This window comes from Luteibacter sp. SVR4-7G, from assembly GCF_056755555.1.
Genome location: NZ_JBPGXO010000029.1, coordinates 1 through 25,856, shown reverse-complemented (window position 1 = coordinate 25,856; position 25,856 = coordinate 1). Strand labels below are relative to the sequence as shown.

Sequence of the window (25,856 nt, the reverse complement as noted above, 5' to 3'; positions counted from 1 at the left end):
GGGTCAGGGCTTCTTGGTGTCGGAGGCCGGGTTCGCCTGGTTCGCCGGCTTCGCCGGTTTCGCGGGGGTGGCGGGCGCGCCAGGCGGCTTGTTCTTCGGCTGGAAGGTCATGTGCACGGGGGCGCCGCCGGTGCTCTCGCCCGTCATCGTGCTGTCCTTGGTGTTGTAGGTGAGCTTGTCGCCCTCGGCGCTGCCCTTCGCCGGCTGTTTGACCTTCGCGTTGCCCGTGAGCACCGCGAAATCCTGGTCGATCTTGTAATCGATATTGCTCGCCTGGCCGTCCATCGGCTGGTCCTGGTCGTCCAGCTGGTGGATGGTGGCGGGGCTGCCGTCGACGATGACGCGGGTGAGCTGGTTGTCGGCGTCGAGGAAGCCGGTGGCCTTGGTGCCCGTGATCTTGAGCGTGCCCTGCGTGAGTATCACGTTGGTAGTCCAGATGACCTTGCCCGGCTGGCCGTTCTGTGGGCCCTGGGAGCCGTCGAACGACTTCGACTTGACGTCGGCCAGTTGATCGCGATCGGACTGCTTGGCCGAGACGGACGTGCTCGCCAGGAGCGCCATGCCGAGCGCCGCAATGACGGCCTTAGCGCTTGCGCGGCTGGTAGACGGTGTGGACTGCATCGAGGAGCTCCAGGTGCTTGGTGTCGAGATTGGCGCGCATGCCTACGCCTTGCATTGTAGAGGTTCCCTGAACGATCCGCGCCGCCTCGGCGGTTTCCAGCCGGTTTTCCTTGGGCCACGCGGTGACCTCGGAGGTATCGATGCTGGCGGGCGGATTGTTCTGGAAGGCGACCCGGTCCATGTGGACCTTGCCCTGCAGCTTGAGCAGGCTGCCGTCCTTGTTCACCCAGCCGTACTGGGAATGGCCTGTCCAGGGCGGGACGTTGGTTTCCTTGACGGAAGGCAACACGAAATCGGGGGCATTGATATACAGGGACTCATCGCCTTCGCGCCTTTCGAGATGCGGTGCGACCAGCTTGAACGCGGGTTTGCCTTCTTCGTTGTACGAGTCGAGGTCGAAATTGGTCAGCACGTAGCCCGAGCGCGGCGGGCCGACGAAGTCCTGTACCTTCTTCTCGGGTGCCGTCCAGTAATACAGCAGCACGCTGACGCCGAGCACGGCGGCCAGGATGCCGGCAACGCTGGCCGCGCTGCGGTCCTTGAACAGGTTGAGCACGCTCACAGCCAGCGGTCCCGCTCGGCTTCGGCCTTGCCCTGCGCGGCGAGGATCATGTCCGCCACTTCGCGCGCCGCGCCGTATCCGCCAATGAGGCGGGTGCGCCAGTGCGCGCGCTCGGCCACCCACGGGTGGGCGTTGGCGGTCGCCACGGCGAGGCCGCAGACGCCCATGGCGGGCAGGTCGGGCAGGTCGTCGCCGACGAAGGCAGCCTGTTCCGGCGCCAGGCCGAGCGCCTCGAGCAGGCCGGTGAGGCAGGCCCGCTTGTCCTTCTGGCCCTGGTAGACGTGCGAGATGCCGAGCTCTTCGGCACGCAGGGACACCGGGTGGCTGATCCGCGCGGTGATGATCGCGACCGTCACGCCGTTCCGCTGCAGCATCTTGAGGCCCAGGCCGTCGTGCACATGGAAGACCTTGGTCTCGCGGCCGTCCTCGCCGTACCAGAGCCGGCCGTCGGTCAGCGTGCCGTCGACGTCGAAAACGACCAGGCGCACGCGGGCCGCGCGTTCGGCGACATCGGCAGGAATCTCGGTGTGGTGTGTGTAGGACATGGTTCGCTATGTGGGGGCGGAGGCGGCGCGCGGGGAAGGCGCCGGGGCACGGCCATTCAGACGACGCGGGCCCGGAGCAGGTCGTGGATGTTCAGCGCGCCGACCACGCAGCCGTCCGCGTCCACCACCAGCAGGGCGTTGATCTGATGCTTCTCCATCAGCTGGGCGGCTTCGACGGCCAGCTTGTCCGACCCGATGGTCTTGGGACCGCGGGTCATGAGTTGCGCCACCGAGGCATTGCGCAGGTCCACGCCATCGTCGTCCAGGGCGCGGCGCAGGTCGCCGTCCGTGAACACGCCGAGCAGGCGATTGCCGTCGTCGACCACCGCGGTCATGCCCAGCCGCTTGCGCGACATTTCCACGAGGGCTTCGCTCAGCGTGGCTTCCAGGCGCACCCGTGGCACGTCGTCGCCCGCATGCATGACGTCGGAGATGTGCAGGAGGAGGCGGCGACCGAGGCTGCCGGCGGGATGCGAGCGGGCGAAATCGTCCGGAGTGAACCCGCGGGCCTCCAGCAGCGCCACGGCGAGAGCGTCGCCCATGACCAGCGCCGCCGTGGTGCTGGCGGTGGGGGCCAGCCCGTGCGGGCAGGCTTCGGAAGCGACGTTGGCATCCAGGTTGACGTCGGCCTGGGTGGCCAGCGAGGAATTCGGGTTGCCGGTGACCGAGATCAGGCCGATGCCCTGGCGCTTGATGGCCGGAAGGATGTAGAGCAGTTCGTCGGTCTCTCCCGAGTAGGAGATGCCCAGCACCAGGTCGTCGGGCTGGATCATGCCCAGGTCGCCATGGCTGGCCTCGCCCGGGTGCACGAAGAACGAAGGCGTACCCGTGGAGGCCAGGGTGGCCGCGATCTTGCGGCCGACGTGCCCCGATTTGCCCATGCCCGACACCACCACCCGGCCCTTGCAGGCGAGGATCATCTGGCAGGCCTGGACGAAGGCCGCGTCGATCTTCGCCTCGAGGGCCCGGATGCCGGCGGCCTCGGTCTTGATGCAATTCCGCGCGCTGCGAATGACGGCGTCGGGGTCCACGAGGCGGCTAGGGGCGGGCGGTGCGGTGCGGGCGTTCATGCAATCTCTGTCCGGGTGGGCATTGTCCCTTGGCGACCCGGGATGTCCATTTCTGCGACACCGGATTTCCATTACCATTACATATTCTCACTTTATCGTTGCTGCCATGTATCGATGGTTCAGGGTCCGTTTCGGAACCCCGGCCCGGCGGCGACCCCCCTCAACGGAGAATCCATGGACGCTGCGCGCATCCAGGCACTGATCGAAGCCGGCCTGCCCGGCGCCCGGGTGGACGTCCACGGCGACGATGGCGTCCATTTCGAAGCCGAGGTCGTCTCGGAACAGTTCGCCGGCAAGCTGCCCCTGGCCCGCCACCGCCTCGTCTACGCCACGCTGGGCGACCTCATGGGCGGCGCCATCCACGCCCTCGGCCTCAAGACCCTCACCCCCGAAGAAGCGGCCGGCCGTCGCTGATACGCGCGCCGCCGCTTTCCTTCGAACGACATTCCTTCAAGGCATCCCCTTCCATGGCCAAGATCCTGATCAGCGGCGGACAGCCGCTTCATGGCGAGGTCGGCATTTCCGGCGCCAAGAACGCCGTCCTGCCCATCCTCGCCTCCTGCCTGCTCGCCGATGAGCCAGTCAGCATCGGCAACGTGCCCCACCTGCACGACGTCACCACCTTCATCGAACTGCTGGGCCGCATGGGCGTGCGCGTCGTCCTCGACGACCGCATGAAGATGCACATCGACCCGCGTCCCGAGAACTCCTGCGTGGCGCCGTACGACCTGGTGCGCACGATGCGCGCATCGATCCTCGTGCTCGGCCCGCTGGTCGCGCGCTACGGGAAGGCCGAAGTATCGTTGCCGGGCGGTTGCGCCATCGGTTCGCGCCCGGTCGACCAGCACATCCGCGGCCTGCAGGCGCTGGGTGCCGAAGTCAGCGTGGAGAATGGCTACATCAAGGCGCGGTCCGGCCGCCTGAAGGGCGCGCGCATCGTGATGGACATGGTCACCGTCACCGGTACCGAGAACATCCTGATGGCGGCCACGCTGGCCAAGGGCACCACGATCATCGAGAACGCGGCGCAGGAACCCGAAGTGGTCGACCTCGCGCATTGCCTGATCGCGATGGGCGCGAAGATCGACGGCATCGGTACCTCCACGCTCATCGTGGAAGGCGTCGAGCGCCTGCACGGCGCGCATTACGAGGTGCTGCCGGACCGCATCGAGACCGGCACCTTCCTCGTCGGCGCGGCGATGACCGGCGGCAAGGTGCGCGCGCGTGGCGCACGCGCCGACACCATGGACGCGGTGCTGCAGAAGCTCGAGGAAGCCGGTGCGCACATCAGCAGCGGCAAGGACTGGATCGAACTCGACATGCAGGGCCGCCGGCCGAAGGCGGTGAATCTCACCACCGCGCCGTATCCCGCGTTTCCCACCGACATGCAGGCGCAGTTCACCGCGCTCAACTGCGTCGCCGAAGGCGTGGGCGTGATCACCGAAACGGTGTTCGAGAACCGCTTCATGCATGCGCTGGAATTGCAGCGCCTTGGCGCGGACATCCGCCTCGAAGGCAATACCGCCATCATCACCGGCGTGGCGAAGATGAGCGGCGCCCCGATCATGGCCACCGACCTGCGCGCGTCGGCGTGCCTCGTGCTGGCGGGCCTCGTGGCCGAAGGCGACACGACGGTCGACCGCGTGTACCACATCGACCGCGGCTACGAGAACATCGAGGAGAAGCTGGGCGTGCTCGGCGCGCGCATCCGGCGTTTGCCTAGCTGACGGCGGGCGACTTACGTCGCCCTTGTAGGAGCGCGCCTTGCGCGCGACGTCTTTTCGCGAAGAGCAGCAGGGCCTGTTGCTCACGCCCTCAAAAACTGTCGCGCGCAAGGCGCGCTCCTACATTCGATGGCTGGCAGTCGCGTCGGGCTTCAACGGCCCATGCCGCGCATTAAACCGGCAATCGGCGTCCAGGCGGTCATGACTAGCGGCCTTCGAACTTCACCAGTTCCATCGTCAGGTCGCCGCCATCCTTCTGGGCCAGCTTCACCGGCACGGGATACTTCGACGGCACGTACCATGCGTTGAATCCGCGTTCGGCGTCGGTGCGGTCCACGCGCGCGGCATTGAAGGATCCTGCGGGGACGCTGATTTTCTCGGTGGCCGAGACCTTGAACGTCTGGTTCTCGACTTCCTGCTTCACCGCCACCGGAAGCGCCACGTCCTTCTGGCCCGAACGCAGCGCGACGCCCAAGGCAAGGGGCAGGGTGTTGCGCTCGACCATGCCTGGCACGGCGGGATAGCTGAAGCTCTTCTTGTTGTCCTGCACCTGCACGGTATTGCCCTGCACGGTGAGGTCGCGGGTCTTCGACTTCACCGCCGCCTGCAGCTGATAGTGATAGCTCACCGCCTGCGGGACCTGGCCAGCCCAGGTGAAGCGCGAGGTTTCCGACACATTGGCGCCGAGCATGGCGGCCAGCCCCGAGGTGCCCTTCGTCTCGTTCGAATACTCGAACTCCCCGTTGCCGGCCGGCTTGAGCGTGACTGTGGCCTCGCCGAGCGGGCTGCCATCCTTGAGAACCTGATAGGTGGCGGTGAAAGACTGCGGTACGTCCGCGGCGAACGCGGCGGCCGGCAGGGCGAGGGCCAGCGCGAGGCCGGCGCGGAGGAGGGTACGGGTCATCATGGCCCGGATTGTAGTCGGCCCGCCTGAACGAAGAGTCACGGCCGCCGGTAGGAGCGCGCCCTGCGCGCGACATCTTCTGGCGGGGAGCAACAGGGCCTGCTTTCACCAGGAGCACGAGGCCCTGAAACGCGCGGCCTCAAAGGCTGTCGCGCGCGAGCGCGCTCCTACAGGTCACTTACGTCCAGGGGGCGGGTCAGGGGCCGGGCGTCGAACACCGGGCCATCCTGCCAGCGCAGTCGCCCGGTGGCGATCGCGCCGACCACGGCGGGCAGCAGCTTGTGTTCCTCGACCAGCAGCCGGGTGGCGAGATCGTCCTCGGTGTCGCCGGGATGCACGGCGATGCGCGCCTGGGCGATGACCGGGCCGCCGTCGAGTTCGGCGGTGACGAAGTGCACGCTGGCCCCATGTTCCGTGTCACCCGCCTCGAGGCAGCGGCGGTGCGTGTGCAGGCCGCGGTACTTGGGCAACAGCGAGGGGTGGACATTGATCGCGCGTCCTTCCCACGCGGCCACGACCGCCGCGTCGACGATGCGCATGTAGCCGGCCAGCACGAGCAGGTCGGCGCCGCTGTCGGCCACGCGGCCGAACAGGGCGGCATCGAAGTCGGCGCGGCTGGCGTAATCCTTCGGATTCAGCGCCACGCTGGGGATGCCCGCGGCTGCCGCGATGGCCAGCGCGCCGGCCTGCTTCTTGTCGCTGCCGACCAGGGTGAATTCGACGGGCAGCCGGCCGGCATCGCGGGCGGCGATGAGTGCGGCGAGGTTGCTACCGCGCCCGGAAGCGAGCGCGGCGACGCGGAGAGGACGGTGCATCAGGATCAGGCGATGTGCACGCGCTCGCCACCCTCATGGGCGACGACCACGCCGATCACCTGGCTGTCGAGGCCATGGCCGGCGAGCACGGCCCGCGCGGATTCGACCTGGTGTTCCGCCAGCAGCACCGTGAAACCGATGCCGCAATTGAAGGTGCGCCACATTTCCTCGTCGGCCACGTTGCCCTCGCGCTGCAGCCATTCGAACACGGGGGGCAGGTCCCACAACGAGGCGTCGATGGACAGGGCGAGGCCATCGGGCACGACACGAATGATGTTTTCCTTCAGGCCGCCGCCGGTGATGTGCGCCATGCCGTGCACGTCGACCTTGCCGATCAGTTCCAGCATCGGCTTCACGTAGATCGTCGTCGGCGCCATCAGCGCGTCGACCAGCCTGACGCCGTCGAGGTCGGTCTCGAGCGGCGAGCCGGCCCGCTCGAGGATCCGGCGGATCAGCGAATAACCGTTCGAATGCGGTCCCGAGGAGGCGACGCCGAGGATGACGTCGCCGGCGACGATGGAGGAACCGTCGTTCATCGCGGACTTTTCCACCGCGCCGACGGTAAAGCCTGCGAGGTCGTACTCGCCAGGCGGATACATGTCCGGCATTTCCGCGGTCTCGCCGCCGATCAGGGCGCAGCCGGCCAGTTCGCAGCCCTTCGCGATGCCGCCGACGACCGAAGCGGCCGTGTCGACGTCGAGCTTGCCCGTCGCGAAATAGTCGAGGAAGAACAGCGGTTCGGCGCCCTGGACGAGCACGTCGTTCACGCACATGCCGACCAGGTCGATGCCGATGGTGTCGTGACGGCCGAGCTGCTGGGCCAGCTTGAGCTTGGTGCCCACGCCATCCGTGCCGGAAACCAGCACCGGCTCCTTGTAACGGCCGGACAGGTCGAACAGGCCGCCGAAGCCGCCCAGCCCGCCCATCACCTCGGGCCGGAAGGTCCGCTTGACCATCGGCTTGATGCGCTCGACGAGGGCGTTGCCGGCATCGATGTCGACGCCCGCGTCGCGGTAGGTGAGGGAGCCCTGGTCGGAGGACATAAGCGGTTCCGGCACTATTGGAAACCGCGCATTCTAGCAGCAAGCAGGCCGCCGGCCGGGTCATGCACACCCCTTGGATGGACGGCATGGCACGGTTTGGGCAGACTTCCGCCTTTACAGAGCGATGCCAAGACCATGCGCCCAGTCCGTCTCCTCGCTGCATTGATGCTCTTCCTGGTGGCCGGTCTCGGTACTGCCTGGGCACAGACGTCGATCTACACGGTGGTGGTGCCGGTGGCCGATACCAGCGCCGCCGTACGCGACCAGGCCTTCGCCACCGGGCTCACCCAGGTGCTGGCGCGTGCCTCGAACGGGGCCGACCCGCGCGGCAAGCCCGGCTATGCCGACGCGATGAAGCAGCCCGGGGGCCTCGTCCAGCAGTACCAGTACGCCCGTACCGGCGGCGCGAACGGCGCACCGCTGAGCCTGGAAATCGTGTTCGACCCGGGCGCCGTCCGCCGCGTGCTGGCGGTGGGCGATGCCGCGGCCGCGGCGCCGAAGGCGCCGGTGCTCGTGGTGGCACGGGATGCAGGCGGCAAGCTGCTGGGCCAGGAGGAGTTGACCCCGCTGGCGCAGATGGCCGATACCCGCGGCTACCAGATCGTGGTTCCGAAGGGCGACGCCGTGCCTGACCAGGCCGCGCTTGCCGCGGGCGATCCCGCCGCCGTCGCCAGCGTGGCGAGGCAATACAACACGGCGGTGGTGCTGGTCGGGAAGATCGGCAGCGACCAGACCGACTGGACCCTCGTCTCGGCCGGCCGCACCTCGAGCTGGAAGGACAGCGGCGAGGCGCGCGCGGCCCTGCTGACCAATGGCGCGAATGCGATGGCGGACAAGCTGGACCGGCAGTTCGCCGCCACCCAGGGTGGCAGCACCAGCGGCAAGGTCTGGGTGGCAGGACTGCAGTCCGCCGCCGACTATGCCGCCCTGCTTTCCACCTTCCAGAACGATCCGGCGATCAAGTCCATCGCGCCGGTCGCGGCAACGCCCGACGGCGTGCTCTTCAACGTCTCCGCCGGCGCGCCCCTGGCCCGGCTGGTCGCCGGCTACGCGGCAGGCGGTCACGTCCTCGCCGCGGACGGCCACGACGGAGCCGACCTCGCCGTGCGCTGGGTGCCCTGACGGATGACCATGAGCCACGACACCTCGCGCCGCTGGCAGATGCTGGCAATCGTCGCGGTCATCATCTTCGTGATCTGGCTGCTGGCGCCGGTGCTGATGCCGTTCGCGCTTGCCGCGATGCTCGCCTACCTCGGCGACCCGCTGGCCGATCGCCTGCAGCGCGTGGGCATGGGGCGCACCTGGGCGGTGAGCATCGTGTTCACCGTGATCACGCTGGTCGTGATCGGCGTGCTGCTGTTGCTGATTCCCTTGATCCAGCACCAGATCGAGAACCTTTCGGAAAATCTTCCGCACTACGTCGACTGGGTGCGCACCACCGCGCTGCCGTGGATCCAGAGGAAGCTGCGCCTCGACCCCAACGTGTTCGACACCGATCGCCTGCTGGCGACGGTCCGCGAGCACATCGGTTCGGTGGGTGGCATCGCCGCCAAGGCCGTGACGAAGGTGACCCAGTCCGGCATGGGCGTGGTCATGTGGCTGACCAACGTGTTGCTGATTCCCGTCGTCGCCTTCTACCTGCTGCGCGACTGGGACACGATGATGGCGCACATCCAGCGCCTGCTCCCGCGCGCGATCGAGCCCACCGTCGTGCGCCTCGCGCGCGAGTCGGACCAGGTGCTGGGCGCCTTCGTCCGCGGCCAGCTGCTGGTGATGCTGGCCCTCGGCATCTTCTATGGCCTGGGCCTCACCCTGATCGGCATTTCCATCGGCCCGTTGATCGGCATGGTCGCGGGGGTGCTGAGCTTCGTGCCGTACCTGGGCTTCCTGATCGGCTTCGTCGCCGCGCTGGTCGCGGCCTTGGTGCAATACGGCGACTGGACCCACGTGATCCTGGTCGCCGTGGTGTTCACCGTCGGCCAGTTGCTCGAAGGCTATGTGCTGGTGCCGCGCCTCGTGGGCGGCAAGATCGGCCTGCATCCGGTCGCGGTGATCTTCGCGGTGCTGGCGGGCGGGCACCTGTTCGGCTTCCTCGGCGTGCTGCTCGCGCTGCCCGCCGCCTCGGTCGTGGTGGTGCTGATGCGCTATGCCTTCACGCGCTACCGCGAAAGCGATCTCTACATGGAGCCCGCGCCGGGAGCCCCCGTGCAGCCGGTCGAGGTGGAGGTCGACGTGGAAGTGGAGACGCGACCCGTCCCGCCGCCTTCGCCCAACGACGGCGGTCCATGACGAACCAGCTCCCCCTCGCGCTGCGCTGGCCGCGGCGGCAGCGTTTCGAACACTTCCGTCCGGGCGAGAACGCCGTCGCCGTCGAGGCCGTGCGCGCGGCAGCGACCGCCGCCAGCGCGCCCTGGGTCTTCGTTGCCGGTCCGCCGGGCAGCGGCCGCACCCACCTGCTGATCGCCGCCTGCCAGGCGGCTATCGACGTGGGCCGCACGGCGCAATACCTGCCGCTCGCCGGCCTGCGCGGATCGCGGGCGGCGGCGATCCGAGGCATGGCGGGCAGCGACCTGCTCGCGGTCGACGACATCGATGCGATCGCCGGCGACAGCGATGCCGAACACGCCCTGTTCGACACCTTCAATGGTTACCGCGCCGACGGCTGCACGCTGCTGTTTTCCGCGAGCGGCGCACCCGCGTCGCTGGACATCGCGCTTCCCGACCTGCGTTCGCGCCTGGGTTCGCTCACCCAGGCGGTGCTGAAGCCGCTCGGCGATGCCGAACGCAGGGACGTGCTGCGCGAACAGGCGGGCGCGCGCGGCATCGAGCTGGACGACACGGTGCTCGACTGGCTGTTCGTCCACCACGCACGCGACCTCGGCACGCTGCTCGACCTGCTCGAGACGCTCGACCGCGCATCGCTCGCCGCGCAACGGCGAGTGACCGTGCCTTTCCTGCGCAATCTCCTGCGCAGCGACCTCTCTTAGGCAGACGAGCCTAACGTCGCGGGATCGGTACGGTGCCGGCCAGTTTCTTTTGCCCGGGATCGTTGTCGCGCACGCTGTAGACGCGCAGCTCCGACGTGTCGGTATCGTGTTCGACGATCAGGTAGGTCCGCTTCGACGCCGAGCCGCTGAGGAAAACCGGTACACCGCCGATGGTCCGGTAGAAGCCGAGGGCGCCGTGGTAGTGCCCGGCGAATACCGCAGCCACGTCGTTGTCCTTCAGCAGGTCGTCGAATTCGGCATTGCCTGCGGCACCGTCGGGGTCGTGCATGTGCACGATGGCAAAGTCGAATGGGCGGTCCGCGGGCGTCGCGAAGGAAGGAGCCGCGAGATCGGACTTGAACAGGTGTTGCAGCCAGGGCACCGACGACGTGATCTCGTAGTGCAGTTTGCGTACGCCCACGAGCGTGTCGAACGAGACCTCATAGGTCGGGAAGTTGTTGAGCTGTACCTGCAGCACCCTTGGCATCCCGGGCGCGTGCACCGCATAGGCCAGGCTTCCCGTGTGATCGTCCGAGAACAGGCCCGGTTGGATCGCGTAGTCGAAGGAGACCTTTTCCCGCTTCGGAACGACGTGGTCCACGAGGCCCTGGATGCTGTCGCGCGCGCAGCCGTTGTTGAAGCAGCCCCGGTCGCCGTCGCGGATGTTGTTCGCGTAATCGTGGTTGCCCAGCCCGAAGTGCACGTTCGGGCCGAGGATGGTCATCAGGCGCGCCAGCATGCTGCGTTGCCAGCCGTGTCCGTAGGCGGTGAGGTCGCCATTGATGAAGACGGGAATGTCTCGTCCAGGACGCGCGGCCCGGTAGGCCGCGATGCTGCGGTATTGCTCTTCGATCAGCGCTTGCGAGCGCGCGTTCCTCTCACTCTCGCTTTCGGGTTCATCGTTGTCGCTGGCAGGCGTCCAGGGATACTGCGGATCGGAAGTGACGATCATGCTGCGCACTTCGGCACCGGCTGTCGGAGGGACGCCGGTCATGGCGAAGGCGAGCGCCAGCGCGGCCGCGAGGCGACCGGGAGTTGTGTTGTGGGAGCTCATGTTTTCCTTGTCCGTCGGGGATACGGGTGCGGCCCATCGGGCCGCTCTGGGAAAGTAACGGCCGAGCCAGTGACGGTATGTAGGAAAACGGGAAGCGGCCCCCAGGCATCGCCCGGAGCCGTCGTAGGATTACGTCCCGAGGAGACGTGGCGTCGCGTTGGCGCCGATGATCTCGGTCATGGCGGCGGCGACCTTGTGGTTGCCCGCGATGATGTTGCCGCTTTCCGGCAGGCCCTCGCGTCCGGCGAAGTCGCCGTATACGCCGCCTGCCTCGCGGACGAGCAGGGCGCCCGCCGCGATGTCCCAGAGGCCGAGGCCCGGCTCGAAGTAGCCGTCGAAGCGGCCGGCGGCCACGTAGGCGAGGTCGAGCGCGGCGGAGCCCATGCGGCGGACGTCCTCGGCCTCCTTGAGCAGGGCGGCGGTCATCGCCAGCTGCGAATCGAGGTGGTTGCGCACGCGGTAGGGGAAGCCGGTGGCGATCAGCGCGCCGCCCAGGCCTTCGCGCTTGCCCACGCGGATGCGGCGGTCATTGAGGTAAGCGCCGTCGCCCTTGCTCGCGGTGAACAGTTCGTCGCGCAGCGGATCGAACACTACCCCGTACACCGGCTCGCCCTTCTCGACCAGCGCGATGGACACGCTGAAGTGGGGAATGCCGCGCAGGTAATTGTGCGTGCCGTCGAGGGGATCGATGACCCAGGTCAGCGGCCCCTTGCCCGTCTGGCCGGACTCCTCGCCCAGGATCGCGTGCGTGGGATAGGCGCGGCGCAGCTCCTTGATGATCTCTGCTTCGGCGAGGCGATCGACCTCGGAGGCGAAGTCCATCCGCTGCTTCTCGACGACCGCGAGGCCTTCGATGCGGTTCATGTAGCGCAGGATGATGTTTCCTGCGGAGCGCGCGGCGCGCGCCGCGACGTTGACGGCGGGTCTGGGCATGGGGATCGGCTTGGTAGAGAACGGGAGGGCGGTCGAAAGCCGCACTAGTCCCGAAGTTTACCACCCCGCCTCGCCTCGCCCAAGTCGTTGCCGTTGTAGACTTTCCGGTCCTCCTGCCAGCCGTACCGCCAGCCATGGCCCTTTCCGAGCTTTACGACCGCTTCCGCTTCGTCCTCGTCCGCACCTCGCATTCGGGAAACATCGGCTCGGCAGCGCGCGCCATCCGGACCATGGGCTTCGACCGGCTGACCCTGGTCGCACCGCACCGTTTCCCGGACCCCGAAGCCACCGCGCTCGCGGCCGGGGCCGACGATGTGCTCGGCCAGGCGGCCATCCACGACGACCTCGTCGCCGGCCTCGCGGGCACCACCTTTGCGCTGGGCCTGTCCGCGCGCCGCCGTGGCGTGAACCTCCCGGAGCTGGACCCGCGCGAGGGCGCCGCGCAGGCCATCGCCGCTGCCCGCCGCGGGGAGCAGGTGGCCCTCGTGTTCGGCAACGAGCGCACGGGGCTGGAGAACGATGAGCTGTCGCGTTGTCATGCGATGGTCCGCATTCCCAGCGTCGACGACTTCAGCTCGCTGAACCTCTCGCAGGCGGTGCAGGTGGTGGCCTATGAACTGCGCACGGCGCTGCTTGCCGAAGAAGTGCAGGCGCCCGCGCTGGACGTAGACCCGGAGGAAGTCCCCGCCGACGCCGAACAGCTCGAGCGCTTCTTCACCCACCTCGGCGAGACCCTCGACGACATCGAGTTCCACAAGGGCCGCTCGCCGATCACGATCATGCTGAAGCTGCGCAAGCTGTTCCTGCGCGCCCGGCCGGAATCGCGCGAACTGCGCATCCTGCACGGCATCCTCGCCGACGCGCAGCGGATGGCCTCCATCGCGCGCACGAAGGACTAGAACAGGTCGCGGAAAAGCCGGACCAGGGCCTGGCTGAAGGTGGCGGAGGCGATGACGATCGCGATGGTCGTCGCCCAGACCAGGATCAGCAGCACGCCGTCGCGCTCGACCAGCGCAAAGGCGAAGGCGATGAGCATGCCGCCGAAGACGTAGTTGGTGAACGGGATCGGCAGGGCCAGCAGCACGCCGATGAGCAGCATGATCGCGCCCGAGACGAAGGTGAAAGGCCGGCGCGTGAGGCGCTGCATGCGCGGCTTGCAGATCTTCTCGAGGCGCCTCGTCATCGGCGCGATGCGGTCGAGGAAGCGCAGCAGGCCTTCGCGCGACATCGTGCGCCGGCGCAGGAAGCCGGGAATCCATGGATGCTCCAGCCCGATGAGCATCTCCAGCCCGAGCGCGACCACCAGCACGCCCATGATGCCGCCGATGCCGACCGGCACGGGGATGAAGTTCGGGATGGCCAGCAGCAGGAGGAGGAAGCCGAACGCGCGGCGGCGCAGGGGTTCGAGCAGCTGCTCGATGGTGATCCGCTCCCCGGGCGTGGCGAGGAGCGCCGCCCTCAGCAGGGCGGCGGTTTTTTCTTCACGGGGTTCGGCATCCGGCGTCATGCCGCGACTCTCGCTGTCCGGGCTTGAATGCGCATTGAATCGCGGTAGTCATTCCTCGACGGCGACTTCATTCGTGGCCACCGCGCTCACCAGCACCTTGTCGATGCGCGCGCCGTCCATGTCCACCACCTCGAAGCGATGGCCCTGCCAGGCGAACGACTCTCCAGCACGCGGAATGTGGCCGAACTGGGTCGTGATCATGCCGGCCACGGTGCGGAAATCGTGTTCTTCCTCGTTGGGCAGGCGCTCGACCTGGAGCAGCTCGCGCAGGTCGTCGGCGGGCAGGGAGCCGTCGATCAGCCAGCTTCCATCGTCCCGGCGGACGATCGGCCCCTCCGCGTCGTCATCGTCCGGAGCCGGCGCGGTGGCACCCACCACGGCAGTCAACAGGTCGTTGAGCGTGACCAGTCCTTCGATGTCGCCGTATTCGTCCACGGCCAGGGCCAGCTGTGTGTCCGCATCGCGGAACGCCTCCAGCAGGTCCAGGGCCCTGGCCGCGGCAGGCACGAAAAGTGGCCGTGCCATATGCGCGAACAGGTCCACGGGGCCGCGCTCCAGCGAAACGACGAGCGACTTGACCTCGACCGTGCCGATCACCTCGCTTTCGTCGCGCCGGTAGACCGGATAGCGCGAGAACTGGGTCTCGCGCAGCACGGCCAGGTTGTCCTCGTGCGGCGCGGCAATGTCGAGCCAGGCGATCTTCATGCGCGGGGTCATCACCGAACCCACGCTGCGGTCGCCCAGGCGCAGCACGCGGTTGACCATGTTGCGCTCGTCGCTGTCGAGGATGCCCTGTTCGGCGCTCTCGGCCACCAGCAGGCGGATTTCCTCTTCGGTCGCCGCATTGGCGCTCACGCGGTGCAGGCGCAGCACGCGGAGGATGCCGGTGGAGATGTGGTTGAGCAGCCACACCATCGGCAAGGTGATGCGCGAGACCACCAGCATGGGCACGGCGATCTGGCAGGCGATGCGTTCGGGTGCGGAAAGCGCCGCACGCTTGGGCACCAGTTCGCCGATGACGATCTGGACCAGGGACATCAGCAGGAAGCCCAGCAGCCAGCCGAGGATGCGGGCATAGGGCTCCAGCCAGGCGGCGCCGCCGCCATGGATGAGGCCGGTGAAGTGCTCGCCCAGGGTATCGCCGGCCACCGCGCCCGTGACCAGGATGATCAGGGTCATGCCCACCTGTACGGTCGAGAGGAACCGCTCCGGTGCCTCCGCGAGTTGCAGGGCCACGCGGGCGCGCCGGCTCTCCCGGGCCAGCTGCTTCAGCCGGCTCTTGCGGGATGCGACCACGGACATTTCCGACAGGGCGAAGAAACCGTTGCCGAGGGAGAGGACGAGGACCAACAGGATTTCGGTGAGCATCGAGCGCTTATATAGCAGATGACCGCGTCAGGTCGTGGAGGCGGGCGCCTCCCCAGTCCGGTAACATAACGGTCACAAACTTCCCCGGTTTCCAGGCAACCCCATGTTTTCACTCCAGACCATCTTCGGTAAGGGCGACAAGTTCTACGGCCTGCTCGAGGCCAGCGCCGAAGCCGCCCGCGAGAGCGCCCGGGCCATGCACGAACTGGTGACCCAGACCGACCGTACCCCGGTCATGGCTGCCTTCAGCACGGCCCGCGCCCGCGAGAAGGCCTTGCATGGGCAGATCGGCGAGGAACTGGTGAACACCTTCGTCACCGCGCTGGACCGCGAGGACATCGAGGCGCTGAACTCGGCCCTGTACAAGATTCCCAAGACCATCGAGAAGTTCGCCGAACGCTACGTGATCGTCGCCGAGCGCCTGCAGGGCATCGATTTCGGCCAGCGCGCAGCCTTGCTGGAACGCTCGGCCGAGGTCGTGGTGGCCATGATCGGCCAGCTCCGCCACGGCCTGAAGATCGACCCGGTGAAGAAACTGCGCGACCAGCTCCAGGCACTGGAGTCGGAAGCCGACCGCCTCCTCCTCGATCCCTACCGCACGCTTTACGCGGAGGGTTCGGACCCGCTTAAGGCCATCCTCGCCAAGGACCTCTTCGAGCTCGTCGAGAAAGCCGTCGACAAGTGCCGCGATGTCGGCAACGTCGTCTACGCCATCGTGCTCAAGAACTCCTGACGGCGGGGCTCCCATGAGCATGGTCATCGCGGTCGTCCTGATCGCCCTCGCTTTTACCTACATCAACGGCTTCCACGACACGGCGAACTCCATCGCGACCGTGGTCGCCACCAAGGTCCTCAGCCCCGGCCAGGCCGTGCTCCTGGCGGCCGTCACCAATCTTGCCGGCGCCCTCTGGGGCACCGCGGTGGCCGCGACCATCGCCTCGGGGCTGATCGATACGGGCGTGGTGGAGGTCGGCTCGCAACTGCTGATCAGCGCCCTGCTCGGTGCGACCATCTGGAACCTCATTACCTGGTGGCTCGGCCTGCCGTCCAGTTCCAGCCACGCTCTAGTGGGCGGCCTCTGTGGCGCGGCGCTCGCCGCGGCCGGCGACAACTTCCATTCGATCATCTGGTGGCAGGGCGGGGCGCACTGGTGGCTGGGCAAGGGGGTGATCCCCAAGGTGATCGTGCCCATGATCGTCTCGCCCTTCCTCGGCTTCACGATCGGCTTCCTCATCATGGGCGGCCTCTACGCGCTGCTCGGCTTCTTCTCCAGCCGCAGCGGGCCGCTGCGCCGTTTCGGCCGCACGCCGTTCGTGAACAGCTTTTTCGGCAAGGCACAGATCGTGTCGGCCAGCGCCATGGGTCTGTCCCACGGCATGAACGACGCGCAGAAGAGCATGGGCATCATCGCCCTGGCCCTGGCCGGGGCTACGGCCGCCGGCCAGTTCGACCATCTTCCGGCCTTCCTCGAATTCCTGCGTATCCCGCACGATCCAGCCGCGGCCGGCGGTTTCCCAATCCCCGTGTGGGTGAAGGTGGTCTGCGCGCTCACCATGGCGGGCGGTACCGCGGGCGGCGGCTGGCGGATCATCAAGACCCTCGGTCACAAGATGGTCAAGCTGCACCCCATCAACGGCTTCGCCGCCGAGGGCAGTTCGGCCGCGGTGATCCTCACCGCGTCGATGCTCGGCGTGCCCGTGTCCACCACTCATAACGTTTCCGCCTCGATCATGGGCGTGGGCGCGGCAAAGCGCTTCAACGCCATCCGCTGGTCGGTGGTCGAGCGCATGGTATGGGCCTGGATCCTGACGCTGCCGATCACGGCGGGCATCGGCTACGGCCTGGTGAAGCTAAGCAACCTGTTCTGATTTCGTAAGAGCGCCTCGCGCGCTGTAGGAGCGCGCCTTGCGCGCGACAGCCTTTCGCCCCGGTCCCCAAGCTCACGCGCCAGCTTCATGGCGCGGCCCCAAAAGCTGTCGCGCGCAGGCGCGCTCCTACAGGGCGTCGGCGTCGCCGTTGACTGCCTGCTCGAGCTGGTCTCCCGTCGCCCCGAGTTCCTCGATCAACCGTGCGAGTTCGCGTTCGTCGAGGTAGTCGTACGGGCGGTTCTCGCACAGGTGCAGGTAGGGCGAGCCGTCGAGGTCGGCCTCGGCGAGGTAGCCGGTGCGCTGCTCCCAGTTGAAACGCAGGCAGCGGCGGGCGTCCACGCCGGCCAGGGGGCCGATCGGCGTGGACAGGCGGAGGAAACGCTGGCCCTCGCCGTCTTCGAGCTCCGCGAGGTAGATACCCTGGTGGCGCCCGTCGGGCAGTTCCAGGTCGAAGCTGATGACGTAGGGTTCGTTCTGGCGGAGCTTATGGATGCCGCCGACATGGGAGCGAATCGCTTCGAAGTGTCGCATGGCCGTCGTCCACGAATCCGTCGTGAGGAGTTTCGGATGGTACCCTCAACCGTGCTCGAGAACATGCAGGAAACGACCATGCGCGATGAAATCGCTCCCGACGAGGCCAGCGAGATTCGGGCAAGACGCATCATCGAGGCGGTCGCCGCCATCCCGAAGGGCCGTGTGGCCAGCTACGGCGCCATCGCGGCGCGCGCGGGCTATCCCGGGCGGGCGCGCCTGATCGGCAAGGTGCTGGGCGATGCCCCGAACCGCGCGGACCTGCCATGGCATCGCGTGCTGCGCACCGACGGGCGGATCGGCATTCCCGCGGGCACGCGTGGTTTCCGAGAGCAGTGCAGGCGGCTGAAGGCGGAAGGCGTCGTCGTGAAGGACGGCCGGGTGCCGATGAGCGCCTTCGGCCTCGACCACGACCTGGACCGCGCGATCTGGGGCTTGCCCGCCTGACCGGCAGCGGTAAGTCATCCGGTCGGCTTCCAGGACCGCGGAGGCTCCCGGCGCAAGGTGTACTCGAGCGGGAGGGCGCCGCGCGTCGTAAGAACACTACCGCCGTCGCAAATCCGTGTAAGTAACCGTTCGAACGGATGTCGTCCGGCAAGGCGGCGCGGCGGCGGTTTGTTAGCATGGGCGGATGCAGTCCCAGGCACTCGATCTTCTCCACTCCGTTTTCGGCTATCCCGAATTCCGCGGCCAGCAGCAGGCCATCGTCGAGGCGGTCGCCGCGGGCGACGACGCGCTCGTGCTCATGCCCACCGGCGGCGGCAAATCGCTGTGCTTCCAGATTCCCGCGCTCATGCGCGAAGGCACGGGTATCGTCGTCTCGCCGCTCATCGCGCTGATGCAGGACCAGGTGGACGCACTCGGCGAAGCCGGCGTGCGCGCGCGTTACCTCAACTCGAGCCTGGATGCGATCACCCAGCGCGAAGTGGAGGACCAGCTCCTCGCAGGCGAACTGGACATGCTCTACGTCGCGCCGGAACGCCTGCTCACAGAGCGTTTCCTGGGTCTGCTCCATCGCATCCCCATCGCGCTATTCGCCATCGACGAGGCGCATTGCGTATCTCAATGGGGCCACGACTTCCGTCCGGAGTACCGCGAGCTCGCCATCCTGCACGAGCGTTTCCCGGAAGTGCCGCGCATTGCCCTCACCGCCACCGCCGACGAGCGTACGCGCGAGGAGATCGTCGAGCGGCTGAACCTGCACCAGGCGCGCCGGTTCGTTTCCAGCTTCGACCGGCCCAACATCCGCTATCGCGTGGCGCCGCGGCAGAACGCGCGCCGCCAGCTGCTCGAATTCCTCGACGCCCACCGCGGCGAAGCCGGCATCGTGTACTGCCTCAGCCGGCGCAAGGTCGACGAAACCGCGGCCTGGCTGTCGGAGGCGGGCGTCGAGGCGCTTCCTTACCACGCGGGTCTGGGCGCCGAGACGCGCACGCGTCACCAGCAGCGCTTCCTGCGCGAGGAAGGCGTGGTGATGGTCGCGACGGTGGCCTTCGGCATGGGCATCGACAAACCCGACGTGCGTTTCGTTGCCCACCTCGATCTGCCGCGCAGCATGGAAGGCTACTACCAGGAAACCGGACGCGCGGGCCGCGACGGCCTGCCTGCCGAGGCGTGGATGGTTTATGGCCTGGGCGACGTCGTCACCATGAGCCAGATGATCTCGCAGTCCGAGGCGGGCGACGCCCGCAAGCGCATCGAGCGCCTGAAGCTCGATTCACTGCTCGGCTATGCGGAGGCCACCCGCTGCCGCCGCCAATTGCTGCTCGAGGCATTCGCGGAAACCTACCCGGCGCCCTGCGGCAACTGCGACAACTGCCTGCAGCCCCCGAAGACCTGGGACGCCACCGTTGCAGCGCAAAAGGCCATGTCCTGCATCTATCGCAGCGGTCAGCGTTACGGCGCCGGCCACCTCATCGACATCCTTCGCGGCGAAGCCGCCGAGCGCGTGCGCGACCTCGGTCACGACAAGCTCACCGTGTTCGGCGTCGGCGCCGACATGGACGCCACGCAGTGGCGCTCCGTGTTCCGCCAGCTGTTGGCGGCAGGGCTCATCGAGGCCGATCCCGAGGGCTATGGCACGCTGCGGCTTTCCGCCAGCAGCGGCCCGGTTCTGAAGGGCGAGCGCAAGGTGTGGTTCCGCGAGGACGCGCGCCCGGCGAAGGGACGCCGCACGACACGTTCCACGCCCGCCGCGGCGGGTGCGTCGCTGGGCATCGAAGAGATCGAGCAGCCGCTGTGGAACGAATTGCGCCGGGTACGTGCGGAGCTGGCGAAGCAGCACGGCGTGCCGGCCTACGTCATCTTCCACGATGCCACCCTGCTGGCCATGTTGCGCGCCCTGCCGGGCAACGAGGAGGAACTGGCCTCGATCAGCGGCGTGGGTGAGAACAAACTCAAACGCTACGGGAAGGACTTCCTCGCCGTGCTGACCGCGGCGGGGTGATAGCCTAGGCGTGCCGCGGCAACCTGCGGCGCATGACCAGGAGTCGCCGTGCACGAAGCTACGCCGCTCATCACCACCCTCGTAGGCGGCTTCGTCCTCGCCTTCATCTTCGGCGCGCTGGCGCGGCGCCTCAATCTGCCCGTGCTTGTCGGCTACCTCGTCGCCGGCGTGGTCGCCGGACCTTTCACGCCGGGCTATGTCGCCGATGCGCATATCGCGCAGGAGCTGGCGGATCTTGGCGTCATCCTGCTCATGTTCGGCGTCGGCCTGCACTTCTCGCTGAAGGACCTCCTGGCGGTCAAGGCGATTTCCATTCCCGGCGCCGCCGTGCAGATGGGCGTCGCGACAGGGCTGGGCATGTTGCTGGGCTGGTGGCTCGGCTGGCCTCCGGCGCAGGGCTTCGTCTTCGGCCTCGCGCTCTCGGTCGCAAGTACCGTGGTGTTGCTCCGCGCGATGGACGAGCGCCGGCTGCTCGACACCGACCGCGGACGCATCGCCGTAGGCTGGCTCATCGTCGAAGACCTCGCCATGGTGCTGGCCCTGGTGCTGCTGCCTGCCATCGGCGGCTTCCTCGGCGCGGGGCACGACGGTCCGGCACCGACGGTCGGCGAGCTGGTCGAAACGGTCGCCTGGACGGTAGGGAAGGTGGTGGTCTTCGTCGCGCTGATGCTCATCGTGGGCAAACGCGCCATTCCCTGGCTGCTGCAAACCGTGTCGGCCAGCGGCTCTCGCGAGCTGTTCCGTCTGGCCGTGCTCGCCATCGCGCTCGGCGTCGCGTTCGGCGCGGCCCGGCTGTTCGACGTGTCGTTCGAACTTGGGGCGTTCTTCGCCGGCATGATGATGGGCGAGTCGAAACTCTCGCAACGCGCGGCGGAAGAGACGCTGCCGTTGCGCGACGCCTTCGCCGTACTCTTCTTCGTTTCCATCGGCATGCTGTTCAATCCGCGCATCCTCGTCGAGCAGCCGTGGGTCGTCCTCGCCGCGTGCCTCATCATCATCGTGGGCAAGTCGCTCGCCGCGTTCGTCATCGTCCGTGCGTTCGGGCGCCCGAAAAAAACGGCGCTGACCATCGCCACCAGCCTCGCTCAGATCGGCGAGTTCTCCTTCATTCTCGCCGGCCTCGGCGTGTCGCTGGGCCTGCTGAACGCACAGGGACGCGACATCCTCCTCGCCGCGGCGATCGTGTCCATCCTGGTGAACCCGCTGCTCTTCGTGGCGCTGGACCGCTGGGTCGCCCGCCATGATGCGGACGCGCCCGACGATCATCCGGATATGGCCGGGCATACGGTGCTGGTGGGGCACGGCCGCGTCGGCCGCCGCGTGCTCGCGGAACTGCAGGCCGCGGGCGCGCGCACGCTGCTGATCGAATCCGACGAGGACGCGGTGCGCGAGCTGCGCGCCAAGGGCGAGGTCGAGGTGCTGGTCGGCAATGCCGCGGCGGCGGCCGTCCTCGCCGAGGCCAATCTCGCCGGTGCACGCGCCCTGATCGTCGCGGTGTCCGATCCCTTCGAAGGCGGGCAGATCGTGCGCGTGGCGCGCGCCCTTCGGCCCGACCTCCCGATCGTGGCGCGGGCGCATTCGCCGGAATATGTGGACCACCTCGGCGGGCTGGGAGCCAGCGACGTGATCTATGGAGAGCAGGAGCTTGCGCGCAGCATGTTCGAGGCTGCCCAGCCGAAGCGCGACGCCGCGCACTGATGAAGGAGCGGCGGCTCTGGCGGCGGGCTCGTGCAAGATTTCCCGACACGCTGCGCTAACAATCCGCTCGCTACCGTAAAAGAAATAACACCCGACCAAGAGGACAGCATGGCTTCCCGCATCGAGGACTATGCGATGCTCGGCAACTGCCGAAGCGCCGCGCTGGTGGCGAGGGATGGCTCCATCGACTGGCTGTGCCTTCCCCGCTTCGATTCCGCTTCCTGCTTCGCCGCCCTGGTCGGTTCGGCGGAGAACGGCCGCTGGCGCCTCGCGCCCGCCGATCCCGATGCGACCTGTCGCCGTGCTTACATCGACGGCAGCCTGGTCCTCGAAACCGAATGGCAGACCGCCACAGGCCGCGCGCGCGTCATCGACTTCATGCCGTTCGCGGGCGATCAGGTCGGCGTCACGCGCATCGTCGAGGGTCTGGAAGGCCGCGTGGACTTCGAAACCGTGATCACCATCCGCTTCGATTACGGCAATGCCGTGCCCTGGGTCACGCGCGTGGACGACACCACGCTGACGGCGGTGGCGGGGCCCGACCTCCTCGTCGTGCGCAGCCCGGTCGCTGTGGAAGGGGAGGGCATGCACAGCGTCGCGCGCTTCAAGGTGGGCAAGGGCGATTCCATCCCATTCGTCATGGCCTGGGGACCCTCGCACCTGCCGCCGCCCGAAGCGCTCGATCCGCACGCCGCATTGCGCGATTCGCTCGCCTTCTGGGAAGGCTGGTCGAACCGCTGCAATGGTGCCGGCGAGTGGTCGGACATCGTCCGCCGCTCCCTCGTCGTGCTCAAGGGACTGAGTTATTTGCCCACCGGCGGCATCATCGCCGCGCCGACGACGTCGCTGCCGGAACAGATCGGCGGCGAGCGCAACTGGGACTACCGCTTCTGCTGGGCGCGTGACGCGACCTTCGTGCTGTCGGCCCTGGTCAACGCGGGTTATCACGACGAGGCCAGCGCATGGCGCGACTGGGTACGCCGCGCCGTGGCCGGCTCGCCCGAACAATTGCAGGTGCTTTATGGGCTGGCCGGCGAGCGGCGCCTGGAGGAATTCGAAGTGCCCTGGCTGAAAGGGTACGAGGGATCGCAACCGGTGCGCATCGGCAATGCGGCCTCCACGCAGTTCCAGCTGGACATCTTCGGCGAACTCGTCGGAGCGTTCGCCCATGCTGTCCGCCACGGTGTGGTGTGGCAGCCCACCGCCGACAGCGTGCAGTCGGTGTTCCTCGAACACCTCGCCAGCATCTGGCGGCAGCCGGACAACGGCATCTGGGAAATCCGCGGCGAGCCCCGTCACTTCGTGCACTCGAAGGTGATGGCATGGTTGGCCTTCCAACGTGCGTCCGAGCAGGAGCGCGAAGGGCACGACGTCGCCTTGAACCGGCGCTGGCGCACCGTAGCCGACGAAATCAAGGCCGACATCCTGGCCAAGGGCATCGATCCCGAGCGCGGCTGCTTCACCCAGTCCTACGGTTCGAAGGAACTGGATGCCAGCCTGCTGCTGGTCACCCTCACCGACTTCCTGCCGCCCGACGATCCGCGCGTGACCGCGACGGTAAAGGCCATCGAGGAAGACCTCCTCGTCGAGGGCTTCGTGCTCCGCTACCACACGAGCACCGGCGTGGACGGCTTGCCACCCGGCGAAGGCCAGTTCCTGCCATGCAGCTTCTGGCTGGTGGAAAATTACGTTCTGCTGGGCCGCTTGGACGACGCCGGCCAGCTGTTCACCCGCCTGATCGGACTCACCAATGACCTCGGACTCCTTTCGGAGGAGTACGATCCCCGCTCGAAGCGACTGCTGGGCAACTTCCCGCAGGCCTTTTCGCACGTCGCATTGATCAATGCCGCCTTCAGCCTCGCGAACGGTTACAGCGCGACGGCCGATGTCCACGCCACGCCCGACCAGGCACTCGATACCCAAGGAGCCCGTGCATGAGCCCAGCCCAACCGAAGCGCGCCACCTCGCGAGCTCATCCGGCCGATCCCTGTACCGTCGTGATCTTCGGCGCCGCCGGCGACCTCACCAGCCGGCTCGTGGTGCCTTCGCTGTACAACATGCGCCGCACCGGGCTGCTGTCCGACAACTTCTCCGTCATCGGCTTCAACCACGGCAAGATGTCCGATAACGCGTGGAAGAAGAACCTGCGCACGGCACTGGAACGCTTCGTCGGCAACTCCGGCGGCAAGCTGGACGAGGACGCGTGGAACTGGCTGAGCGGGCAGATGAGCTACCACGCCGGCGACTTCGACGACCTGTCGGCCTTCCACAGCCTGGCCGTGCGCTTGCGCGACGTGGAGCGCAAGCGGGGTACCAAGGGCAACGTGCTGTTCTACCTCGCCACGCCGGAGCGTTTCTTCGGCGACGTGATCGAGCAGTTGCGCGCCGCGGGGCTGGTCGACGACGGTGGAGCGAACGGCGACTTCTGGCGCCGCGTGATCATCGAGAAGCCGTTCGGCCACGACCTCGCCTCGGCACGCGCGCTCAACGAACGCATCCTCAAGGTGCTGCGCGAGGACCAGATCTATCGCATCGACCACTTCCTCGGCAAGGAAACGGTGCAGAACATCATGGCGTTCCGTTTCGCCAATGGCCTGTTCGAGCCTATCTGGAACCGCGACCGCATCGACCACGTGCAGATCACCGTGGCGGAAACCGTCGGCGTCGAGCGCCGCGGCTCGTTCTACGAACAGACCGGCGCCTTGCGCGACATGGTGCCCAATCACCTGTTCCAGCTCCTGGCGATGGTGGCGATGGAGCCGCCGAGTTCCTTCGATGCGGAGGCGGTGCGCACGCGCAAGGCGGAAACGATCGACGCGATCCGGCCCGTCCAGCCGGAAGATGCCGTGCGTGGCCAGTACGGGCCCGGCGCCGTCAACGGCCAGCTGGCCAACTCCTACCGCGACGAGCCGGACGTGGCCCAGGACTCGGTGACCGAGACCTTCGTCGCCATGAAGCTTTCGATCGATACCTGGCGCTGGTCCGGCGTGCCGTTCTATCTGCGCACGGGCAAGCACATGGGCCGGCGCACGACGGAGATCGCGATCCGTTTCAAGTCCGCGCCGTTCGCGCCGTTCCGCGGTACCGGCATGGACGCGTTCGGCCCTGACTGGCTGGTGCTGCAGATCCAGCCGGACGAGGGCATCTCGCTGCAGTTCGACGTGAAGCGTCCGGGTCCGCGGGTGGAACTCGCGCCGGTGCGCATGGACTTCAAGTACGCGGACTGGTTCCGGGCGGAGCCGAACGTGGGCTACGAAACGCTGCTGTATGACTGCATGACGGGCGACGCCACGCTGTTCCAGCGTGCCGACATGGTGGAAGCCTGCTGGCGGGCCGTGCAGCCGATCTTGGACGACTGGTCGCAGCGCACGCCGGCCGACTTCCCGAACTACGCCTCCGGCAGCGCGGGCCCCGCCTCGGCGGACACCTTGCTGGCGCTGGGCGGACGCTCGTGGCGACCGCTGAACTCGGCGAACGAACTGAACGCCCGCCGCGCGAGCAAGTCCGCCAAGGTGGACGTGCAGCCTGCGGAGAAGTCGCCGGAGCGCAAGGCAGCGAAGAAACGCGCCGCGGCAAAGAAGGTCATGCGCAGTACCTCGGTAAAGAAGGCTGCCCCGGCCAGGAAGTCGGTCCCAGCGAGCAAGGCCGCCCCCGCAAAACGCCGCCCCCGCAAAAAATAACCACCGTCGCCCCTGCGAAGGCAGTGGCCCAGCGACTCACGCTTCCGGGGTTGCGCCACATAATCGGTCGGCCCGCTTGCGCGTGCCCATGCTTTAAGCGGCTTCGCCGCAGGGAGCGTTGCCGCGGGCTCGGCTATCGCCATCGCGTTTTGCCTGGGCGTGACGGCGGGTCGCCGGTGGCCGCCATTTTTCTCGCTAAGTCCTCGTCCGGCCTACGCCTCCCTGCGGAATCGCTCCAAAAACGGCAGCCACCGGCTCCTCCCAACACTGCGGTCGCATGCGGCAAAAGCCAAAGCGCCATCCAGCCTGCTCGCAGGCTGCGCATTTCCCGCGGCTCCCGCAAAAAACGCGCGCACCCTGTAGGAGCGCGCCTGCGCGCGACAGCCTTTCGCGAATGACTTCACGTGTGATCTGAGCGTTTTCGCAACCCTGCAGCAAGAGTCACTAGGCTCCCGCCTCCGCGGGAGCGACGGGTAGGAAGGGAGGCGACATCTTGCAGG

General features: G+C 67.6%; 25 protein-coding genes. 13 read left to right on the top strand and 12 right to left on the bottom strand.

The window, feature by feature from the left end; genetic code table 11:
* Positions 1-3: 3 nt before the first annotated feature.
* From lptA to ACR9ZH_RS12210, 4 genes are read right to left on the bottom strand one after another with little or no spacing between them, the layout of a single operon-like run.
* Entirely contained in the window at positions 4-621 is a 618-nt protein-coding gene (gene lptA, locus ACR9ZH_RS12225) for a lipopolysaccharide transport periplasmic protein LptA (RefSeq protein ID WP_481291023.1), read from the bottom strand.
* A complete protein-coding gene (lptC, locus tag ACR9ZH_RS12220) occupies positions 584-1,183 on the bottom strand; it encodes an LPS export ABC transporter periplasmic protein LptC (RefSeq protein WP_481291022.1) in 600 nt (199 codons plus the stop codon). The genes lptA and lptC overlap by 38 nt, the downstream gene beginning before the upstream one ends.
* Entirely contained in the window at positions 1,180-1,728 is a 549-nt protein-coding gene (locus tag ACR9ZH_RS12215; RefSeq protein WP_481291021.1) for a KdsC family phosphatase, read from the bottom strand. The genes lptC and ACR9ZH_RS12215 overlap by 4 nt, the downstream gene beginning before the upstream one ends.
* 56 nt (positions 1,729-1,784) lie before the next feature.
* Positions 1,785-2,798 (bottom strand): KpsF/GutQ family sugar-phosphate isomerase, encoded by a 1,014-nt coding sequence (locus ACR9ZH_RS12210; RefSeq protein ID WP_481291020.1) that lies wholly within the window; start codon positions 2,796-2,798, stop codon positions 1,785-1,787.
* 174 nt (positions 2,799-2,972) lie between these two features.
* Here ACR9ZH_RS12210 and ACR9ZH_RS12205 point away from each other — a divergent pair, with 174 nt between their 5' ends.
* Together ACR9ZH_RS12205 and murA are read left to right on the top strand one after the other, a co-directional pair.
* On the top strand, positions 2,973-3,212 hold the full coding sequence (locus ACR9ZH_RS12205; RefSeq protein WP_481291019.1) for a BolA family protein: 240 nt from the start codon (positions 2,973-2,975) through the stop codon (positions 3,210-3,212).
* A gap of 53 nt (positions 3,213-3,265) precedes the next feature.
* Positions 3,266-4,525 (top strand): UDP-N-acetylglucosamine 1-carboxyvinyltransferase, encoded by a 1,260-nt coding sequence (murA, locus tag ACR9ZH_RS12200; RefSeq protein WP_481291018.1) that lies wholly within the window; start codon positions 3,266-3,268, stop codon positions 4,523-4,525.
* 202 nt (positions 4,526-4,727) lie between these two features.
* On the opposite strand, the gene ACR9ZH_RS12195 is transcribed toward murA, so the two are convergent.
* The 3 genes from ACR9ZH_RS12195 to purM all read right to left on the bottom strand — a co-directional run bounded on the left by ACR9ZH_RS12195 (position 4,728) and on the right by purM (position 7,284).
* Positions 4,728-5,429, bottom strand: a complete 702-nt coding sequence (locus ACR9ZH_RS12195) for a DUF3108 domain-containing protein (protein WP_481291017.1) — start codon at positions 5,427-5,429, stop codon at positions 4,728-4,730.
* Between the two features lie 164 nt (positions 5,430-5,593).
* Positions 5,594-6,241, bottom strand: coding sequence for a phosphoribosylglycinamide formyltransferase (purN, locus tag ACR9ZH_RS12190; protein ID WP_481291016.1), 648 nt, complete (start codon positions 6,239-6,241; stop codon positions 5,594-5,596).
* Between the two features lie 5 nt (positions 6,242-6,246).
* Positions 6,247-7,284, bottom strand: a complete 1,038-nt coding sequence (gene purM, locus ACR9ZH_RS12185) for a phosphoribosylformylglycinamidine cyclo-ligase (protein ID WP_481291015.1) — start codon at positions 7,282-7,284, stop codon at positions 6,247-6,249.
* 135 nt (positions 7,285-7,419) lie between these two features.
* On the opposite strand from purM, the gene ACR9ZH_RS12180 reads away from it, so the two are divergent.
* The 3 genes from ACR9ZH_RS12180 to hda are packed head-to-tail and all read left to right on the top strand — an operon-like array spanning position 7,420 to position 10,271.
* Complete coding sequence (locus ACR9ZH_RS12180; protein ID WP_481291014.1) at positions 7,420-8,406, top strand: DUF2066 domain-containing protein; 987 nt, start codon at positions 7,420-7,422, stop codon at positions 8,404-8,406.
* Between the two features lie 3 nt (positions 8,407-8,409).
* A complete protein-coding gene (locus tag ACR9ZH_RS12175; RefSeq protein WP_481291013.1) occupies positions 8,410-9,573 on the top strand; it encodes an AI-2E family transporter in 1,164 nt (387 codons plus the stop codon).
* Positions 9,570-10,271 (top strand): DnaA regulatory inactivator Hda, encoded by a 702-nt coding sequence (hda, locus tag ACR9ZH_RS12170; RefSeq protein WP_481291012.1) that lies wholly within the window; start codon positions 9,570-9,572, stop codon positions 10,269-10,271. The genes ACR9ZH_RS12175 and hda overlap by 4 nt, the downstream gene beginning before the upstream one ends.
* 10 nt (positions 10,272-10,281) lie before the next feature.
* Here hda and ACR9ZH_RS12165 read toward each other — a convergent pair whose 3' ends face one another.
* Together ACR9ZH_RS12165 and ACR9ZH_RS12160 are read right to left on the bottom strand one after the other, a co-directional pair.
* The gene (locus ACR9ZH_RS12165; protein WP_481291011.1) at positions 10,282-11,325 is read right to left on the bottom strand and encodes a metallophosphoesterase; all 1,044 of its coding nucleotides are present in this window, start codon (positions 11,323-11,325) and stop codon (positions 10,282-10,284) included.
* Between the two features lie 129 nt (positions 11,326-11,454).
* Complete coding sequence (locus ACR9ZH_RS12160) at positions 11,455-12,258, bottom strand: inositol monophosphatase family protein (protein WP_481291010.1); 804 nt, start codon at positions 12,256-12,258, stop codon at positions 11,455-11,457.
* A 134-nt stretch (positions 12,259-12,392) separates the two neighbouring features.
* Between ACR9ZH_RS12160 and ACR9ZH_RS12155 the strand changes: the two genes are divergently transcribed.
* A complete protein-coding gene (locus ACR9ZH_RS12155) occupies positions 12,393-13,157 on the top strand; it encodes an RNA methyltransferase (protein WP_481291009.1) in 765 nt (254 codons plus the stop codon).
* Here the strand turns inward: ACR9ZH_RS12155 and ACR9ZH_RS12150 are convergent.
* Positions 13,154-13,765 (bottom strand): exopolysaccharide biosynthesis protein, encoded by a 612-nt coding sequence (locus ACR9ZH_RS12150; protein ID WP_481291008.1) that lies wholly within the window; start codon positions 13,763-13,765, stop codon positions 13,154-13,156. The two genes, ACR9ZH_RS12155 and ACR9ZH_RS12150, sit on opposite strands and share 4 nt — an antisense overlap.
* 48 nt (positions 13,766-13,813) lie before the next feature.
* Positions 13,814-15,133 carry a hemolysin family protein gene (locus ACR9ZH_RS12145; RefSeq protein WP_481291007.1) on the bottom strand — a complete coding sequence of 440 codons (1,320 nt, stop codon included), beginning with the start codon at positions 15,131-15,133 and terminating at the stop codon, positions 13,814-13,816.
* A 103-nt stretch (positions 15,134-15,236) separates the two neighbouring features.
* On the opposite strand from ACR9ZH_RS12145, the gene ACR9ZH_RS12140 reads away from it, so the two are divergent.
* A complete protein-coding gene (locus ACR9ZH_RS12140; RefSeq protein ID WP_481291006.1) occupies positions 15,237-15,866 on the top strand; it encodes a DUF47 domain-containing protein in 630 nt (209 codons plus the stop codon).
* Between the two features lie 13 nt (positions 15,867-15,879).
* Positions 15,880-17,001, top strand: coding sequence for an inorganic phosphate transporter (locus tag ACR9ZH_RS12135; RefSeq protein ID WP_481291005.1), 1,122 nt, complete (start codon positions 15,880-15,882; stop codon positions 16,999-17,001).
* Positions 17,002-17,127: 126 nt separating this feature from the next.
* On the opposite strand, the gene ACR9ZH_RS12130 is transcribed toward ACR9ZH_RS12135, so the two are convergent.
* Complete coding sequence (locus ACR9ZH_RS12130; protein ID WP_481291004.1) at positions 17,128-17,532, bottom strand: hypothetical protein; 405 nt, start codon at positions 17,530-17,532, stop codon at positions 17,128-17,130.
* 78 nt (positions 17,533-17,610) lie between these two features.
* Between ACR9ZH_RS12130 and ACR9ZH_RS12125 the strand changes: the two genes are divergently transcribed.
* From ACR9ZH_RS12125 to zwf, 5 genes are all read left to right on the top strand, one after another.
* Positions 17,611-17,979: an MGMT family protein gene (locus ACR9ZH_RS12125; protein WP_481291045.1), complete on the top strand. Its 369-nt coding sequence runs from the start codon at positions 17,611-17,613 to the stop codon at positions 17,977-17,979.
* Positions 17,980-18,163: 184 nt separating this feature from the next.
* Complete coding sequence (gene recQ / locus ACR9ZH_RS12120) at positions 18,164-19,978, top strand: DNA helicase RecQ (protein WP_481291003.1); 1,815 nt, start codon at positions 18,164-18,166, stop codon at positions 19,976-19,978.
* A gap of 48 nt (positions 19,979-20,026) precedes the next feature.
* Complete coding sequence (locus ACR9ZH_RS12115; RefSeq protein WP_481291002.1) at positions 20,027-21,676, top strand: cation:proton antiporter domain-containing protein; 1,650 nt, start codon at positions 20,027-20,029, stop codon at positions 21,674-21,676.
* Between the two features lie 108 nt (positions 21,677-21,784).
* On the top strand, positions 21,785-23,614 hold the full coding sequence (locus tag ACR9ZH_RS12110) for a glycoside hydrolase family 15 protein (RefSeq protein ID WP_481291001.1): 1,830 nt from the start codon (positions 21,785-21,787) through the stop codon (positions 23,612-23,614).
* The gene (gene zwf, locus ACR9ZH_RS12105) at positions 23,611-25,356 is read left to right on the top strand and encodes a glucose-6-phosphate dehydrogenase (RefSeq protein ID WP_481291000.1); all 1,746 of its coding nucleotides are present in this window, start codon (positions 23,611-23,613) and stop codon (positions 25,354-25,356) included. Before ACR9ZH_RS12110 ends, zwf begins: the two co-directional genes overlap by 4 nt.
* Positions 25,357-25,856: the final 500 nt, after the last annotated feature.

Bases quoted from the DNA above. Each gene is read 5' to 3' on its own strand.
- lptA (WP_481291023.1), bottom strand. From the start codon at position 621: ATGCAGTCCACACCGTCTACCAGCCGCGCAAGCGCTAAGGCCGTCATT.
- ACR9ZH_RS12215 (WP_481291021.1), bottom strand. From the start codon at position 1,728: ATGTCCTACACACACCACACCGAGATTCCTGCCGATGTCGCCGAACGC.
- ACR9ZH_RS12210 (WP_481291020.1), bottom strand. From the start codon at position 2,798: ATGAACGCCCGCACCGCACCGCCCGCCCCTAGCCGCCTCGTGGACCCC.
- ACR9ZH_RS12205 (WP_481291019.1), top strand. From the start codon at position 2,973: ATGGACGCTGCGCGCATCCAGGCACTGATCGAAGCCGGCCTGCCCGGC.
- murA (WP_481291018.1), top strand. From the start codon at position 3,266: ATGGCCAAGATCCTGATCAGCGGCGGACAGCCGCTTCATGGCGAGGTC.
- ACR9ZH_RS12195 (WP_481291017.1), bottom strand. From the start codon at position 5,429: ATGATGACCCGTACCCTCCTCCGCGCCGGCCTCGCGCTGGCCCTCGCC.
- purN (WP_481291016.1), bottom strand. From the start codon at position 6,241: ATGCACCGTCCTCTCCGCGTCGCCGCGCTCGCTTCCGGGCGCGGTAGC.
- purM (WP_481291015.1), bottom strand. From the start codon at position 7,284: ATGTCCTCCGACCAGGGCTCCCTCACCTACCGCGACGCGGGCGTCGAC.
- ACR9ZH_RS12180 (WP_481291014.1), top strand. From the start codon at position 7,420: ATGCGCCCAGTCCGTCTCCTCGCTGCATTGATGCTCTTCCTGGTGGCC.
- ACR9ZH_RS12175 (WP_481291013.1), top strand. From the start codon at position 8,410: ATGACCATGAGCCACGACACCTCGCGCCGCTGGCAGATGCTGGCAATC.
- hda (WP_481291012.1), top strand. From the start codon at position 9,570: ATGACGAACCAGCTCCCCCTCGCGCTGCGCTGGCCGCGGCGGCAGCGT.
- ACR9ZH_RS12165 (WP_481291011.1), bottom strand. From the start codon at position 11,325: ATGAGCTCCCACAACACAACTCCCGGTCGCCTCGCGGCCGCGCTGGCG.
- ACR9ZH_RS12160 (WP_481291010.1), bottom strand. From the start codon at position 12,258: ATGCCCAGACCCGCCGTCAACGTCGCGGCGCGCGCCGCGCGCTCCGCA.
- ACR9ZH_RS12155 (WP_481291009.1), top strand. From the start codon at position 12,393: ATGGCCCTTTCCGAGCTTTACGACCGCTTCCGCTTCGTCCTCGTCCGC.
- ACR9ZH_RS12150 (WP_481291008.1), bottom strand. From the start codon at position 13,765: ATGACGCCGGATGCCGAACCCCGTGAAGAAAAAACCGCCGCCCTGCTG.
- ACR9ZH_RS12145 (WP_481291007.1), bottom strand. From the start codon at position 15,133: ATGCTCACCGAAATCCTGTTGGTCCTCGTCCTCTCCCTCGGCAACGGT.
- ACR9ZH_RS12140 (WP_481291006.1), top strand. From the start codon at position 15,237: ATGTTTTCACTCCAGACCATCTTCGGTAAGGGCGACAAGTTCTACGGC.
- ACR9ZH_RS12135 (WP_481291005.1), top strand. From the start codon at position 15,880: ATGAGCATGGTCATCGCGGTCGTCCTGATCGCCCTCGCTTTTACCTAC.
- ACR9ZH_RS12130 (WP_481291004.1), bottom strand. From the start codon at position 17,532: ATGCGACACTTCGAAGCGATTCGCTCCCATGTCGGCGGCATCCATAAG.
- ACR9ZH_RS12125 (WP_481291045.1), top strand. From the start codon at position 17,611: ATGCGCGATGAAATCGCTCCCGACGAGGCCAGCGAGATTCGGGCAAGA.
- recQ (WP_481291003.1), top strand. From the start codon at position 18,164: ATGCAGTCCCAGGCACTCGATCTTCTCCACTCCGTTTTCGGCTATCCC.
- ACR9ZH_RS12110 (WP_481291001.1), top strand. From the start codon at position 21,785: ATGGCTTCCCGCATCGAGGACTATGCGATGCTCGGCAACTGCCGAAGC.
- zwf (WP_481291000.1), top strand. From the start codon at position 23,611: ATGAGCCCAGCCCAACCGAAGCGCGCCACCTCGCGAGCTCATCCGGCC.